General features: G+C 65.0%; 8 protein-coding genes and 1 pseudogene. 2 read left to right on the top strand and 7 right to left on the bottom strand.

Going from position 1 to position 15,335, the window contains the following annotated elements; translation table 11 throughout:
* Positions 1–1,226 precede the first annotated feature (1,226 nt).
* Positions 1,227–1,682, bottom strand: coding sequence for a hypothetical protein (locus DN412_RS33115; RefSeq protein WP_115215444.1), 456 nt, complete (start codon positions 1,680–1,682; stop codon positions 1,227–1,229).
* 356 nt (positions 1,683–2,038) lie between these two features.
* On the opposite strand from DN412_RS33115, the gene DN412_RS33110 reads away from it, so the two are divergent.
* The gene (locus DN412_RS33110; protein WP_115215443.1) at positions 2,039–2,356 is read left to right on the top strand and encodes a hypothetical protein; all 318 of its coding nucleotides are present in this window, start codon (positions 2,039–2,041) and stop codon (positions 2,354–2,356) included.
* A 340-nt stretch (positions 2,357–2,696) separates the two neighbouring features.
* The gene (locus tag DN412_RS33105; protein ID WP_115215442.1) at positions 2,697–3,092 is read left to right on the top strand and encodes a rhodanese-like domain-containing protein; all 396 of its coding nucleotides are present in this window, start codon (positions 2,697–2,699) and stop codon (positions 3,090–3,092) included.
* Positions 3,093–3,632: 540 nt separating this feature from the next.
* Here the strand turns inward: DN412_RS33105 and cysC are convergent.
* The 6 genes and pseudogenes from cysC to DN412_RS43590 form a co-directional block, all read right to left on the bottom strand.
* Positions 3,633–4,226 carry an adenylyl-sulfate kinase gene (gene cysC, locus DN412_RS33100; RefSeq protein WP_115215464.1) on the bottom strand — a complete coding sequence of 198 codons (594 nt, stop codon included), beginning with the start codon at positions 4,224–4,226 and terminating at the stop codon, positions 3,633–3,635.
* A gap of 38 nt (positions 4,227–4,264) precedes the next feature.
* Positions 4,265–6,364, bottom strand: a complete 2,100-nt coding sequence (locus DN412_RS33095; protein ID WP_115215441.1) for a site-2 protease family protein — start codon at positions 6,362–6,364, stop codon at positions 4,265–4,267.
* 1 nt (position 6,365) lies between these two features.
* Positions 6,366–7,709: an efflux RND transporter periplasmic adaptor subunit gene (locus DN412_RS33090; RefSeq protein ID WP_115215440.1), complete on the bottom strand. Its 1,344-nt coding sequence runs from the start codon at positions 7,707–7,709 to the stop codon at positions 6,366–6,368.
* Positions 7,706–8,461, bottom strand: coding sequence for an efflux RND transporter periplasmic adaptor subunit (locus tag DN412_RS33085; RefSeq protein WP_341868088.1), 756 nt, complete (start codon positions 8,459–8,461; stop codon positions 7,706–7,708). Before DN412_RS33085 ends, DN412_RS33090 begins: the two co-directional genes overlap by 4 nt.
* 86 nt (positions 8,462–8,547) lie before the next feature.
* Complete coding sequence (locus tag DN412_RS33080; RefSeq protein WP_244222882.1) at positions 8,548–10,068, bottom strand: TolC family protein; 1,521 nt, start codon at positions 10,066–10,068, stop codon at positions 8,548–8,550.
* 64 nt (positions 10,069–10,132) lie between these two features.
* Positions 10,133–15,335, bottom strand: a pseudogene (locus DN412_RS43590) (hypothetical protein); the annotation flags it as partial.

The raw sequence follows: 15,335 nt of genomic DNA, 5'->3' as shown, positions 1-15,335 counted from the left end.
GTCTTGGATGTCGACATAATCGCTCATCAAGCAACTCTGCAGTTTCGAATGATATGCACGTAACGATTCGTACATTTACTATTCCAGGAAAGCGGAGCCGCGAGCCTCTACACCAAGCGGCCGTGTATGCCACGATAGCACAGGACGCCGCTCCCCTAATGAGAAGTGATTGGAGTCAGCGAGAGTCCGAGGTATTCAAAGCAGCGCTGAATTGGGCTCGAAGGAACTCTTATATCGTGTCGAATTCCCGGTCTGGCTCATTCTATGGAATCGCTGCCGGCCGCTAAGGGGAACGGTTGCCATTTCACTGCTGCCCCGTGCGATGGGATTAAGGCGCGATAGTACTTTCAACCTACCATTTACCACGCTCGATACCATTGGCGCACCGTTGTGAGCAAAGTGGTGGCTTGCTGTTGTGGCATCTGACCACTTTGCTCTGTTGTATATCGACGCCCCTCGGGCGACTTGTCACACTGGTCGGCGCCGCCTACGATTCGGCCGCTTTCGCGGGTCCCTTCGGACCAGCCTTCACCAAGATACTCCGCACGGCGCAAAGCCGGCGGCGCTCAGTTGTCTTCGAACAGATAGCGTCATTTCCTGGCCGCTTAAGGTGGTCCGCGCTACTGAGGACACCGTCGTTCCGGCCACCATCGGTGAGCTGCTCATTACGAACGCCAGACGCGCCGAGCACACGGAAATTGTCGACATCCCAATACAGACCACGCTCTTGGCATGGCCTTGCGAGCACAGTCGGGGCGAGTCGACCGCCTCGGAAACGTCATCTGTCACGCCATCCTTGCCTGACACAGGGCAAATTGCTACTTTGGCTTGGCCACGCGCAGCCCGATGTCGTTTTATCGGATGTCGAAACTGAATGGCTAGAGTTTCGGTTGCAACGAAAGCGTCAAATTCCGCGTTAGTCGTCGCCTCCATGATGTCCATGGTATCCGTGGTGCCGGTGGCCCCAGTACCCGTACGGACCGTAATATCCACCACCATAGTACCCGCCATCGTATGGCACCACGACGCAACCGCCGAGCAGCGTAGATACGGCAATCAGCAATGCGAGAATGGGTTTCATGGCGATTTCCCAAAGGTGACAAACGCGGAGAGGTCAGGCTGGCTTTCCAGCCAACCTGCGCTCTCCGCAAAGCTCCTGCACTCAGGCTACGTTGCAGCGGCCTTCGCCCTGGCAACGCCCCCTCGGTTCGCCCAGTGGGAGCAGCTTACTGCTTCTTCGTCTTGTCCATGCTGGCTGCGGCCTTCGTAGCTTCGGGCTGCGCCTCGGGCTTCGCCACATCCGTCTTGGCCTTCGCCTTGTCGGAATCATTCTTTGCGTCAGCCTTCGCCATACCAGCCTCAGTATGGGTGGCCTTCGTCATACCCGCCTTGTGGTGAGTGCCCTTGGCGGCGGATTTGTTGGCGTCAACCTTTACGTCAGCCTTTACGTCGGCCTTTTCCTTGCCGGCCCTGGCTTGAGCCTTTGCTTCGGCGGCCTGCGCGCTGACACTCTTCTTGTCCTTGTCGGCTTTTGCCTGCGTGGCGCTCTTTTCCTTGACAACCTTTACCTGGTCTTTCGCCGCCTCGCCCTGCGGCTGAGTCGCGGAAGCTGGCACACCAGTCTGCGCGAAAACGGTACCGACGAGGGCGGCGGAGGCGAGAGCAGCGAACAGCTTCTTCATGACGTGAACTCCTGGGATTTTTAGCAGCTCGGCAATGCGCCTTGCTTACCGGGAGAAACGGTACGGTCGGCGTCCGAGTTGACCCACAAGTCGTGACAATCCGTAAGTTTTGAAACAAGCAAGCCCAAGACGCGAGCACGGCCGGATTCGCCCCCCAGCACGGGGCTTCGTCCTTTCGGAAGTACTCCGACCTCGGCCCACGTGGAAGATGGTCGGTTGAGCTGTGGCTTCAAAAGTCCGGCTGAACACCTAGCGCCTCGAGTGGCGTTACAGAAAGTCACCGTTGTGCGAATCCGCTAATACACCGCCGAACCACGCTGACCTAAAGTCTCTGCAAGAGAAAAAAGGAGAAAATCATGCGAAAAGCCGCAGCGCTCATGCTTCTGGTCGGCGTTACCGCACTTGGCTCTAACATGGCCGAGGCGCGGGTGGACGTCGGTATTGGTATTGGCATCCCAGTGCCAGCGGTTGTCGCCCCGCCGCCCGTCTACTACGAGCCAGCTCCCGTGGTCGTTCAGCCGCCGCCAGTGGTAGCGGCTCCGGCCTACTATTACGACGACTGGCAGGGCCGTGCCTGGAGAGAGCGCCAATGGCACGAACAGCGATGGAGGGAGCGCGAATTGCGGGAGCGCCGGCGGGAATGGCGACGCTGGCATGACGACTACGATGATTAAAATGGGCGAGCGCCATGCTGGTGGGTTTTCCGGGGCCTGGCACCCAGGCGGCAGTCTAGACTTAACTTACTTCGTCGACTGGGCCTTGCCGACGTTAGTCCAGCCGGTTACTCATGGCGACACTTCGGGGCAATGTCAACCGGTGAGTTCATTTAGCCTCGGAGTCGACGCGCAGTGCCCGCCAGGATTACGTGTACGAGGGCGCCGCCCAAGGCTAGGTAAATGCCTAAAGCGATAATGGGGCGCACCAAATCTTCGAAGTTCGAATTGACCGAAGAATCTTCTTCTCGTGGGACATCGCTGGCGGCGCGATGTAGTCGGGAGCGTGGCTCTGACCAGGATGATGACTCTGGTCAGTGCGCATGGCGTAACTGTTGCCGAAGTGTTCCTCGCAGTCGGAGCATTTTTCGCAGCATACCGGTGGATTCAGCGCCTGCGTTTTCGTCGCAGGCTCGCGCATATTCGAATCACACCGCAGCAGCTGGATGAGATGATGCGGTCCGAGCGTCCGCCTGTCATTCTCGATGCTCGCCCGCAAGCAGTACGCCAGGCAGAACCGCACCGCATCCCCGGCGCGATACCGATTGACCTGGCATCACCGGAGAAAGTTGATGAGGCGCTGCTTGAGCACGACCTCGTGGTCTATTGCGTTTGCCCTAACGAAGCCACGGCGAAAGAGATTTCGCAGCAAATGCGCCGAATTCCGGCATATACGCGCCTTGAAGGGCGGTCTTGATGCGTGGGAACATCACGGCTATCCAGTAGAGTCGCTCCCGATGGCGACCGAGCAGGAGGGCCCTGGAGACGATGACAAGGACGAAGTAACCGTGCGTGCCGTTGCTCCGAATTGAGAGACGACTACGACAGGAAGACTGAGCCACGGGAGGAGTTCGGTGTACCAGCCGGGCCCCTTCGACCCGTCCCAGGCAGTATTCGCGCAGCGGTCGCAATGGTCGTCGCCGGGCAATTGAGGCAAAGGCTCTACGCCTCAGCCCCTATCTCACCAGCATGAGCGGGTTCCGGAAGCCTGGATCCGCGACAGTCTATTCGCTACACCCGCCTACTCCGTTCGGAAACCGCGCCATGCCTAACACCCAGACCCCTGACGGCCCGGTTGACACCGATGCCTTGCGCTGCCTGCAGGACAGTTTCGACACCAGAGAGATCCTGCACATTGTGGACCGGATCGGCCGCCAGCCGGCATTCGCGATGCTGAGCCCTGCGTGCGAAAAGCGATGCCGAGGTCCTTGTGAATCTGGCGGAACCCATCACAGGATCAACGGCCGCCTTCAGCTAACGCTGGCAATACCCGCATTGCCAACGCTTCGCATATCAGCCCCGCCGCCAACTCCGGACCGATGACTTCGGTATCGATCGCCAGGTCAGGCGCAATTGGTGCTTCATACGGGGCGCTCACCCCGGTGAACTGGCTGACCTGCCCGGCCGATGCCTTGGCATAGAGACCCTTGGCATCGCGCTGCGCGCATACGGCGAAACGGGTGCTCAGGAACACTTCAAGGAAATCATCCCCCCCGATGATCTCTCGCGCTTGCTGGCGCTGGCTGCGCAGCGGCGAGATGAATGCCGCCACCACCCACAGGCCACTGCGATTGGCGAGCCGTGCCACCTCCGCGGCACGGCGGATGTTCTCCGTACGGTCCTCCTGCGAAAAGCCGAGGTCGCGATTGAGGCCGGCGCGGATTTCATCGCCATCCAGCAGCAGCGCCGGGTGGCCTACGGCCAGCATGCGCTTGCGCAGCGCGTGGCTGAGGGTGGTCTTGCCGGCTCCCGACAGCCCGGTGATCCAGACCGTGCCCGGCCGGCGCCAGACGTCGTTCGATGCGTTCGATGCGTTCTGAGAAATGAGCATGCTGTGTGGAATCCGGTTCTTCGCGTCGGGCTGTGCGATCAAAGGCCGCGTTCATGCTGCATCAGACCCAGCAGCGCGGTCCAGGCATCGCCGGCCAGGCTATGGCGCTGGCGTGCCAACAGCACGGTACCCGGCAATTCCCGCGTCAGCGGCAGTGGGTCGCAATGCGACAAGCGCACGCGGTAGATAGCCGTGGTCGGCGCCAGTCCGTTGTGCTGGCTGCGCGTAACCGCGATGGGGCCGCCGTAGAGGCTGGCCAGCGTGCGTTGCTCCAGGCCGGCTACATTGACCTGGTCCATCTGAGCGGCGGCGCAACGCACCGAGCCGAACTCCGGCAGGTTGGCGACGAAGACGCCGCTGCTGCCGGCAGTGAGCGCGGCATGGTCCTGCTCGCCGATGAAGGCTTCGGCTTTCAGCTCGCTATCCTGGCCGACGATATGATAAAGGGGCTCGCCGCGCGCCAGCCACGCGCCATCGGCGAGGAACAGGTTGGCATCCACCACGCGCCCGGCGAACGGCGCGCGCACCGCCAGGCGCTCGCGCTCTTCGGCAAGGCCCGCCACTTCCGCCTGGGCGGCGGCCCAGCGGCGGCGCAGCACATCACCCTCCTCGCGCAGCTTGGTGGCAAACGGCTGCTGCTCGACCTGCCAGCGCAGTTGCTGTGCTTGCCCCTGCGCGGCGGCCAGCCGGAAGTCAAGTTCCGGCGACACCAACTGCACCAGCAACTGCCCGGCGACCACGGCCTGCCCGGTGGGCACCGCGGCGCCGCTCACGTAGCCGGGTTGGGCCGCATAGAGCGACTGGCTCTGGCTCGCGCTGAGCACGGCCGGCGCGCGAAGGGCGCCGCGCCAGGGAATCACCACAATGGCAAGCAGCACGGCAAGCACGGCCACGGTGCGCCGGGTCTGCGCGTTCCAGTGGATATCCGCACGGCGGCGGCGCCACGCCAGCACTTCCCGCACGACCGGCATGACGATGAACACGCCCAGCTCGACGACCAGCAGCGCCAGCCCCAGCGTCTTGAAGAACATGTGATAGACGGTCAGCGCGATGCCGAAGAACAAGCCGAGCCGATACAGCCAGGTGAGGATGGCGAAGACGATGAGGAAGCGGCGCCGCGACGCCGAAAACGACTCGGGCGCCGGATCGTCGAAGCCGAACAGGCGTTCCCGCAGCCACCAGCGCGCCATCGCGAATGCCCGATCGTGCAGGTTGGGCATGTTGACCCAGTCAGCCAGCAGGAAGTAGCCGTCGAAGCGCATGAACGGGCTGGCATTGATGGCGAGGGTCAGCAGCCACGTGCTGGTCGCCAGCATGAACGCGCCGGCGCGCAGAGGCCCGTCCGGCAGGAAGCTCCACGCCACCGTGGCAAAGGCGGCTAGCGCCAGTTCCGACAGCATGCCGGCGGCGCCGATCTTGAGCCGGTCCTCGCGCCGCATGAGCTTCCAGGCTTCGTTGGTGTCCGTGTAGAGCACCGGCCACATCACCAGGAAGGCGACCCCCATGGTCGGTACGCGACAGCCGTAACGGTAGGCGGTAAATGCGTGCCCCAGTTCATGCAGCACCTTGGCCAGCGACAGCGCCAGGCCAATGCCCAGGAATCCCTGCAGGCCCGCATACGAGGCAAAGGTATGGGTAAACTCATCCCAGCGCCGCGAGACGAGGTAGAGGCCAAACAAGGCAACCAGCCCCGTGCCCCACCAGAAGCGTGGCTTGAACGCCCACTCGACCCAGGGCGCGCAACGCTGCAGCATGGGCATCGGCCGCACCAGCGGCATGCGGAAGAACAGGTAATGCTTGAGCAGCCACATGGCCTTGCTGACGCGCCGCGCGCCCGCGATGCGGCCCAGCCGAGCGCTGTCTTCTGCCCGCCACGCAAGCAACAGGTTGTGGCGGTGGAGCAGCTGCACCACGGCCTCGAGCTCGTCCTCGCCCACGCTCAGTGTGGTTTCGCAGTTCACGGCCTCCAGCAGCGCGCGCTGGTCGCTCAGCGGCCAGCGCGAGAGGATCTCGAAGGCCGGCCAGGACAGTTGATAGAACTTGTTGGCAGCCGGGTCGTGCAAGGTCCAGGTCGGTGCGCCGCTGGTGTCGGCGGGACCGGGGTGTAGCGTGAGGTCCTGACGTAATGGGGGCAACACGTTAAAGGCCTATCCACTGGCGTGCGACCGTCAAGGGACGGCGCAACGCATGATAGAGAAACGGTACCCAGCCGGCCGACAGGCGCGCCGTGCCACGCAGTCCAAGTCGCGGCAGGTCTTTGGCGGCAAAGCTGGCGCGCACGCGGTAGCCCAGCACACCACCGTCGTTTTCGGCCGCGGCATAGGACACGCTGATGATGCGGGCATCGAAGGCCTGGGTCGGGTTGGCATCCGGGTAGAAGGTGATGGCGTCGCCGGCTTCGATGCTGACCTGTTCCGCCACCGGCATCTGCGCCGTGAGCTCCACCTTGGCCGGATCGGCCAGCAGCAGTACCTTCTCGCCGATGGTGACGGCCTTGCCTTGCCAGTCGTTCACGTCGCCGAAGACGGCCACGCCTTCGCGCTCGGCCTTGACCTGCACGCGCGCAAGTTGCCGCGCGGTGTAGTCGAGTTCCAGCGCCTTCTGGTCCAGCTCGCCGCGGGCCTGTGCCATCTTGAGGCGGCTTTCATCGTCGGTCACCGCCATCTGCGCCGACTGGCGATACGTTTCCTGAGCCGTGTCGTAAGCGCGCTCAGCCACAGCGCGGCGGGTCTGCAGCGCGACCGTATCCAGGCTGAACAGCGGCGCGCCTTGCGGCACCGGCTGGTTCGGCTGGACGTAGATGCGCTCGATCACCCCGTCGAGCGGCGCGCGAACCAGGAACGGATCCCGCGCGGAGACCTGTGCCGGCGCCAGCACGGTGAGTCGCGTTGGAATCAGGCAGACCGCCAGCAGGCCGAGCAAGACCCTGCGGCGCGTTCGCCCCGGCCGCAGCATGGCCTTAAGCCGCTGGCCCAGCGGCTGCGCTGGCCGGAACGCCGCCAGCGCGTGGCCGTAAGCGTGCGTGACCTCGGCCAGCACCGCCAGTTCGTGCTCGGTGAAGGGGGTCTCGCGCGCGAGCAGCAGCGCACCGTCGCGCCGGCCGAGCTGGTCTTTCAGCGGCAGCCACAACCCGTGCGCGGGCAGCCAGTCTGCCCAGTCGGCGCGGGCCTTGGCTGGCGCCGAACCGGCGTCGATGGACACGGTATCGGCATGGGCATGGGCCAGCCCGCGGCAGAGCCGGGCCAGCCACTGCAGATAGGGCGCGTTCGGGTCGACCTGCGGCAGGCCGGATACGGCCGCGACGTGCCCGAGGCCACTCTCCAGCCAGACCGCCGCCTGCCGGTAGGGCACGAGGCTGAGCGTCTCGTTGGCCATCACGAACCCGAGGCCCTCCACACTTTGCGCTTCCCGCGCGCGGCGCTCCAGCTGCAGCAGCGCGAGCAGCGGCGCAACGGCAGTCGGCGTATCGGCGGCTTGCATCATTTGTCTGGGAAGCTCGCCCAGCCGCTCATGCCCGGCAGCAACGCCGCCTGGCTGCCCTCGATCTTGCCGGTGATGGAAATCGCCTGGCTTACCGGGTCGATCCTGGCGCCGATGCGGCTGACCCTGGCCGGAAACGACTGGTTGAGCTCATCGACCAGGACCGTGAACGGCGTGCCCGGCTTGATGCGCGCCAGCCACCGGGACGGCACGATCATCTGCAGCTCGAGATCGCTGGAATCGACGATCTCGAGCAGCGGCTTGCCCGGCGTGACGAACTCGTGCGCCATCGCCAGACGCTTGGTGACCCGACCGGAGAACGGCGCCGCGATGCTGCACTTGCTGACGGTGGAGCGCATATAAGCGGCTTCCGCAGCCGACTCCTTGGCCTTGGCTTCCGCCTGCTCGATCTCTAGCTTGCTAACCGAGTTCAGCTCCGCCAGGCGCTTGTTCACGGCAAGTACCTTCAGCGCGGCCCCGGAGGAGGCTTCGGCCTTGTGGAGCTGGGCGCTGAAAAGCGCGCAGTCGAACGACACCAGCGTCTGGCCGGCACGGAAACTGTCGCCCTCGCGCAATGGAAGGCGGTCGATCTTGGCGTTGAGCTCGCTGGAAATCGTGGCGAAGTCGCGCGCCGCCAGCTGGGTTCGGATACGGCCATCCTTGTCGGCGCCGGCAAACGTGGTGGGAGCGGCCACGGGTGCCGCGCCGGCTGCTGCTGCCGCCAGCAGCAGCGGCAGCAAGGCAGCGGCGTTCAATGCAAAGCGTTTCATTATGGAGTGACGGTAAAACTGGATTGCCAGATTGCTGAATTACGGGACGGCTGAACTGCCTGGCTCCTGGATTACTGTGCCTGCCTGGCGGGCTCAACCAGGGTTTTCTCGTGCTCGGCGATGGCCACGCGCAAGGTCGGCAGGTCGTAGCCGCTGACGGCCGTCGGCAACGGGTCCAGGCCCAGGGTGGCCATCATCTGTCCGGACGCATTCTGCAGCGCGCCGTAGGCTTGATACAGCCGCAGCTCGGACATCACCGCGCTGGCGCCGGCACGAATCTCCGCCAGCTTGCCGGCTGCGTTGGAGCGGGTGGCGTTCTGCGTGTGCGTCAGGATGCGCTGGTCCACGTCGTTCATCTTGCCCGACAGCTCGAAGGCGCGCTTGTAGCCTATATAGCCGCGATACGCCACGTGCACCTGGGTCAGCACCGCCATGTTCAGGGCCAGGCGCTGTTGCTTGGCCACTTCATACTGCGCGTCGGCGGCGGCACGGATGTTGCTGGCGTTGAGGAGGTTGAGCAGGTTCCAGCTCATGCGCAGACCGATGCTGTTCCAGGTGTTGTTCACCAGGAAGCTGTCGGTGTCGAAGTTCGCGCCCATCTGGAAGGTCACGCCTGGCAGCAGCTTCGCAAGCGCCTTCTTGGTTTCATCCAGGCCGATGCGCTCGTTGTAGCCGGCCTCGACCAGTTCGGGCCGGTTGACCAGGGCGGTTTCTTCCATCTTGTCGGCGGCCACCGGCAGCTTGGGCATGGTGAAGCCGTCCGGGGCAGCCAGCGTGTAGTCATCACCCGGCGGCACATTCATGATCGACGCCAGGCGCGGCTTGGCTTGCGCGAGTTCGTCGCGCACGGCTTCGAGCTGGCGCAGGATATCGAGCAACTGGCGCTGGTAGTTCAGCGTTTCCAGCGGCGACTGCAGCTTCTCCTTCTCGATGCGCTGGGAGTCATCCAGTGCCTCCTGCGCCAGAGTGAGGATGGGCTCCACCTTGGCTTCGAGCTGCTGCGCGCCCACCGCTTGCCAGTAGGCTTGCCGGACCTGCTGCATCATCAGGTGCACGACCTTGCGGCGGCGCTCGCCCATGACCAGCACGCGGTCTGCCTGCTGGCGCGCGGTGTAGTAGCTGACGCCGAAGTCCAGCACGTTCCACGCCAGGTTCAGGCCGCCGTTGTAGTGCGAGCGATCCGACGAGGTGGACGGCACCAGGGACTGCTGCCCGGTCACCACGTCCCTGGAGGACGATGCCAGTTCGTTGTTGCGCCAGGCGTAACCGGCATCGGCCGTCAGCCTGGGCAGCATGTCCCAGCGCGACAGGTCAAGCTGGCGCTGCGCCATGGCTTCTTCCATCAGCTTGAGCCGGCCGTCCAGGTTGTACTTGAGCGCGCGCGCCATGGCCTCCTCGAGCGTGACCGGGCCGGCAAGCGCCTCCTGGTTCTGGTACATCGCCTGGCGCTGGTCAGGCAGTTCGGCCTGGCGCTCGGCCAGGGTGGTGGCCACCGGCTGAACGGCACAGCCACCCACCATCGCAGTGGCGGCCAGGACGGAGACCAGCCGCTTGGGTCCGGGTTGTACAAGGCGAGAGATAGCGTTCGACAACGGATGTTCCTCTTTCCGGGGTTGCTGCGTTTTATGTTGGTTCATGGCGTGATTCGCTACCGGCCTAGACCTGCTCCGGCTGCTGCTCTGGTTGTGCTTGCGTTCCCGCTTGCGGCTGCCGGCTCATTTGCAGATGATGCAGCAAAGCCGCATTGGCAGCCTGCTGCGCGGGCCGGCCGAACTGATCGAACTGCACCGCCAGCGCGGGCTTGCCTGCCGGCTGCGCGGCCGCTTGCAGGAGGCCGGCCAAAGGATCGGCGTGGCTCGCGTTGCCCCGCGCGAGCGGGTCGGCGTGCTCCACGCCGGCACGCGAGTCGGCTGGCGCTTTCACGTTCAGGTCGAGATGGCTGCTGGCGCGGTTGCCCTTGTTATCCCGTGCGATGACTTCGATCTGGAACTGCAGGTTCATGCCATGCGGCGGCTTGCCGGCCAGCGTGCCCGTCACCGGGTCGAACTTGAGCCATGGCGGCAGCGGGCGCCCGTTGGCCAGGCGCACCTCCACCGTCACCGTGGCGTCGCGATCGCTCTGCCGGAAGAGCGAAGCCGGCAGCGCAATGCTGATCGCCTCCCCCGCCCGCGCCGAGAAACTGCCGATCTCCGGCATGGCCTGCAAGCCGACGCTGCCAGTCCCGCCGACATCGACGAGGCTCATGCGCCCTTCCGGCGGCGGCGGCGCAAAGCCCTGGCTGCCGGCGGACAGCGGATCCGCATTGAAGGGGTTCCTGCCGATGGCTTCCGGGCTGAAGCCAATGCCGTTGCCGCTGCCGCCCAGGTTGAGGGTCGGCGCATCGACGCCGGGCGCCGCGTCGAGCGCGGTCAGGATGATCAACGGTGCCGACGGGGCTGGCGCAAGCGATGCCGGCCCCGGCACGGGCACCGGGGCTGGCGCGGGCTGCGTCGTCAGGTGGACAACCGAGCGCACCTCATACGGATCGCCGCTCGCGCCCGCCACCAGTATGTTGCCCGCGCGATCGGCAATGCCCGTGCCGCTCGCGTTGAGGGTCAGCCCGATCTGCCCGGAGCCGCCAAGGCCGGTGACAACCACGGTATAGATTCGCGCGTCGACCTGGTTGACGCCGCTGATCGTGCCGGTCGCGGAGCCGGTCCGGGTCAGTGTGAAGTCGCCGGCATCCACGCCGGTCACGCCTTCGGCGAACGTCACGGTATAACTCACCGTGCGGGCAGAGGTGGGCGACGCATCCAGGCGGACAATGCCCACGGCCGTGGGCGGTGTGGTGTCCACCGTCACGCCGCGTGTGTCCGCCACGCCGTGCAGGGACACGTCGAACGCATTGCCGGCGCTGTCGCGCATCGCACCGCCGTTGGCCTGCAAGCCGGTCACGGCAATACCATTGGCGTCGTTCTGCCCGGCCGCGACGAGGTAGCGGAAGGTCAGTGCCGTGGTTCCGCTCCCCGACACGTAGTCGGCGTACACGGCCTGGCCGCCGACGTCGAGCACCAGGCGCGGCGTGCCGCTGGTGGTATCGACCACCGTGTTCTCGGACAGGCTCACCGTGAAATCGAGCACCTTGCCGGCGTTGTAGTCGCCGCTGGCCGGCGCGCTCACGCCGAGCACCACGGGTGCGGTGTGATCGACCACGTAGCGCTGCCCGGCCAGGCCGCCGGCAATGGCGTTGCCGGCCGTATCGGTGATGCCGGTACCGCTGGCCTTCAGGTCCAGGCCAAGCTGGCCGTCGCCGGTCAGGTTGTTCACCACCACGCTATAGGTGTGCCCGTCGATCTGCGTTACCGAGGCGATCTGTCCGGTTGCCGTGCCGGATCCCGACAGTGCGAAATCGCCCACAGTCACGCCGGTGACGTTCTCGCTGAAGCTCACCGTGAAGTGAACGGCATTGCCCGCGGTCGGCGTAGGGTCCGCGGTGATGACGGCAAGCGCGGACGGAGCGACGGCGTCGACCAGTACACCAGTGGTGGGCGCCACGTTGTTCAGCGTGGTCACCGCATCGTTGCCCGCGACGTCGCGGACCGTGCCGCCGTGCAGGTCCAGCGCGGAGGCAACGCTCACGCCATTGCTGTCGAGCTGGCCGCTCGCCACGGTCAGGCGGAATGTCAGGGCATTGGTGCCGGAGCCAGACAAATAGCTGGCATAGGCCGTGCCGCCGGTGTCCAGCGTGACGGCGATGCGCGGCGTGCCGCCGGTGGTGTCGACCACCACGTTCTCGCTGTAGTTGACAGTGAAATCGAGGTTCTGGCCGGTGACGTAGGTGCCGTTGGCCGGCGCGCTGACGCTAGCCACGGTCGGCGCGATGCCGTCCACCACGATGTCGTGCTGGCCGCCCATCGAATGGGCACCGCCGACCGTCGGCAGAGTCAGCACCGCGGCATCGCTGCTGGTGTTGGTGATCACGCCGCCGTTCAAGGTCAGCGCGGCGGAGGATGCCACATCGAGATCGGCGCTGCTGTCGCCGGCCTGCACGGTATAGCGGAACGTCAGCGTGTCGGTGCCGGAGCCAGAGACGTAGCGGGCACTGTGATCCACGGCGCCCGTTGCCAGCAGCAGGGTTGGCGTGCCGCCGCTGGTATCGACGATCACCGCCTGGTCGAACGTCACCACCACATCGACGGTATCGCCCACCTTGTAGGTGCCGTTGGCGCTGCTGGCATCGACGTTCCTGACGACAGGACTGATGCTATTGACCGTGATCGCGATCGTATCGGTAGCCGTCTTCGCGCCATCCGGGCCGCTCAAGTCATTGGTAGTGACCTGGATACTGCCGGCGCCGTGATAACCACTCGTGGGCGTATAGACAAGGCCATTCAACGCGGCGTTGATGTTGGCCAGCGTGCCCTCGAAGGTCATGGTGGCATCACCGGCACCGCTGCCGACGATGAAGCTCAGGCCGGTCGTACCGCGGAGCGCGACCAGGCCATTGATGGCCGTCAGGGTGACGCGCTCCACGCCGCCGCCGGAATCGACGTCGCTGACCGCGATCAGGTTGCCGTTGGCGGTGTTGAATGTCAGCGAGCTGTTCTGATCGACATTCTGGGCGGCGGGAACCGTGTTGATGGGGCTGTCATTGACGGAAGTCACCGAGACCGTCTTGGTTGCCACGGCACTTCCGCTCGTGCCGTCGTTGACGGTAAAGCTGATGGTGCGGGTGCTGGTGTTCGGTATCTCGGACGTATCGGTGTACGTGACCGAGCGCAGCGCCGCTTGCCACTGGGCTAGCGTGGCGCTCGCGCTGGCCGAAGTCAGGGTCATCACCCCGGTCGTGCTGTTGTAGCTCGCCGTGATGTTGCCCATGGTGGCGGGATTGTTGGTGAACGCCAGCACATCCTCGCCGCTGTGGAAGTTGCCGGTGATGGCAACGGTGGCGCTGGCGAGCGTGGTGTTGTCCAGGTCGCTGACCGTGATGCCGCTGTCGATGGCAACCGGCGTGCTGGTGACGTTGTTGCCTTCGGTGAATGCCGTCGTGCCGCCGCTGGACGTCGCGATGGGCGAATCGTCGACCGCGGTGACGCTGACCGTCTTGGCCGCAGTATTGCTATCCAATGTGCCGTCGTTGACGGTAAAGCTGATGGTGCGGTTGCTGGTGTTGGGCGTGTCCGAGCTATCGGTGTAGGTGACCGAGCGCAACGCCGCTTGCCACTGCGCCGTCGTGGCGCTTGCCCCCGCCGAGGTCAGCGTCATCACCCCGGTCGCGCTGTTGTAGCTCGCCGAGATATTACCCATGGTGGCGGGGTTGTTGGTGAACGCCAGCACATCCTCGCCGCTGTGGAAATTGCCGGTGATGGCAACGGTGGCGCTGGCGAGGGTGGTGTTGTCCAGGTCGCTGACCGTGATGCCGCTGTCGATGGCAACCGGCGTCCCAGCGACGTTGTTGCCTTCGGTGAACCCGGTGGCGCCGCCGCTGGTGGTAGCCACCGGCGTGTCGTCGACCGCGGCAACGCTGACGGTCTTGGTCACCGTATTGCTATTGGCAGTGCCGTCATTGACGGTAAAGCTGACGGTACGGTCGCTGGTGTTCGGCGTGTCCGAGCTATCGGTGTAGGTGACCGAGCGCAACGCCGCTTGCCACTGCGCCGTCGTGGCGCTCGCCCCCGCCGAGGTCAGCGTCATCACCCCGGTCGCGCTGTTGTAGCTCGCCGAGATATTACCCATGGTGGCAGGGTTGTTGGCGAACGCCAGCACGTCCTCGCCGCTGTGGAAATTGCCGGTGATGGCAACGGTGGCGCTGGCGAGCGTGGTGTTGTCCGCGTCGCTGACCGTGAAGCCGCTGTCGATCGCAACCGGCGTGCCGGCGACGTTGTTGCCTTCGGTGAAGGCCGTCGTGCCGCCGCTGGACGTCGCGATGGGCGAATCGTCGACCGCGGTGACGCTGACCGTCTTGGTCGCCGTATTGCCATCGGCCGTGCCGTCATTGACGGTAAAGCTGATGGTGCGGTTGCTGGTGTTCGGCGTGTCCGAGCTGTCGGTGTAGGTGACCGAGCGCAGCGCCGCTTGCCACTGGGCCGTCGTGGCGCTTGCCCCCGCCGAGGTCAGCGTCAGCACCCCGGTCGCGCTGTTGTAGCTCGCCGTGATATTACCCATGGTGGCAGGGTTGTTGGCGAACGCCAGCACGTCCTCGCCGCTGTGGAAATTGCCGGTGATGGTAACGGTGGCGCTGGCGAGGGTGGCGTTGTCCGCGTCGCTGACCGTGACGCCGCTGTCGATCGCAACCGGCGTCCCAGCGACGTTGTTGCCTTCGGTGAACCCGGTGGCGCCGCCGCTGGTGGTAGCCACCGGCGTGTCGTCGACCGCGGTGACGCTGACCGTCTTGGCCGCGGCATTGCTATCGGACGTGCCGTCGTTGACGGTAAAGCTGATGGTGCGGGTGCTGGTGTTGGGCGTGTCCGAGCTGTCGGTGTAGGTGACCGAGCGCAGCGCCGCCTGCCATTGCGCCGTCGTGGCAGTCGCGCCGACCGAGGTCAGGGTCATCACCCCGGTAGCGCTGTTGTAGCTCGCCGAGATATTACCCATGGTGGCGGGGTTGTTGGTGAACGCCAGCGCATCCTCGCCGCTGTGGAAATTGCCGGTGATGGCAACGGTGGCGCTGGCGAGGGTGGTGTTGTCCGCGTCGCTGACCGTGACGCCACTGTCGATCGCAACCGGCGTGCCGGCGACGTTGTTGCCTTCGGTGAATGCCGTCGTGCCGCCGCTGGAGGTCGCGACGGGCGAATCGTCGACCGCGGTGACGCTGACCGTCTTGGCCGCAGCATTACTATCCAATGTGCCGTCGTTGACGGTAAAGCTGATGGTGCGGTTG

Source organism: Cupriavidus lacunae (genome assembly GCF_003353055.1).
In the GTDB taxonomy this organism is placed as follows: domain Bacteria; phylum Pseudomonadota; class Gammaproteobacteria; order Burkholderiales; family Burkholderiaceae; genus Cupriavidus; species Cupriavidus lacunae.
This window is presented reverse-complemented; position numbering and strand designations above follow the sequence as displayed.

Excerpts from the sequence above, each read along its gene's own strand:
- DN412_RS33090 (WP_115215440.1), bottom strand. The coding sequence starts at position 7,709 with ATGATGCAAGCCGCCGATACGCCGACTGCCGTTGCGCCGCTGCTCGCG.
- DN412_RS33115 (WP_115215444.1), bottom strand. The coding sequence starts at position 1,682 with ATGAAGAAGCTGTTCGCTGCTCTCGCCTCCGCCGCCCTCGTCGGTACC.
- DN412_RS33110 (WP_115215443.1), top strand. The coding sequence starts at position 2,039 with ATGCGAAAAGCCGCAGCGCTCATGCTTCTGGTCGGCGTTACCGCACTT.
- DN412_RS33105 (WP_115215442.1), top strand. The coding sequence starts at position 2,697 with ATGATGACTCTGGTCAGTGCGCATGGCGTAACTGTTGCCGAAGTGTTC.
- cysC (WP_115215464.1), bottom strand. The coding sequence starts at position 4,226 with ATGCTCATTTCTCAGAACGCATCGAACGCATCGAACGACGTCTGGCGC.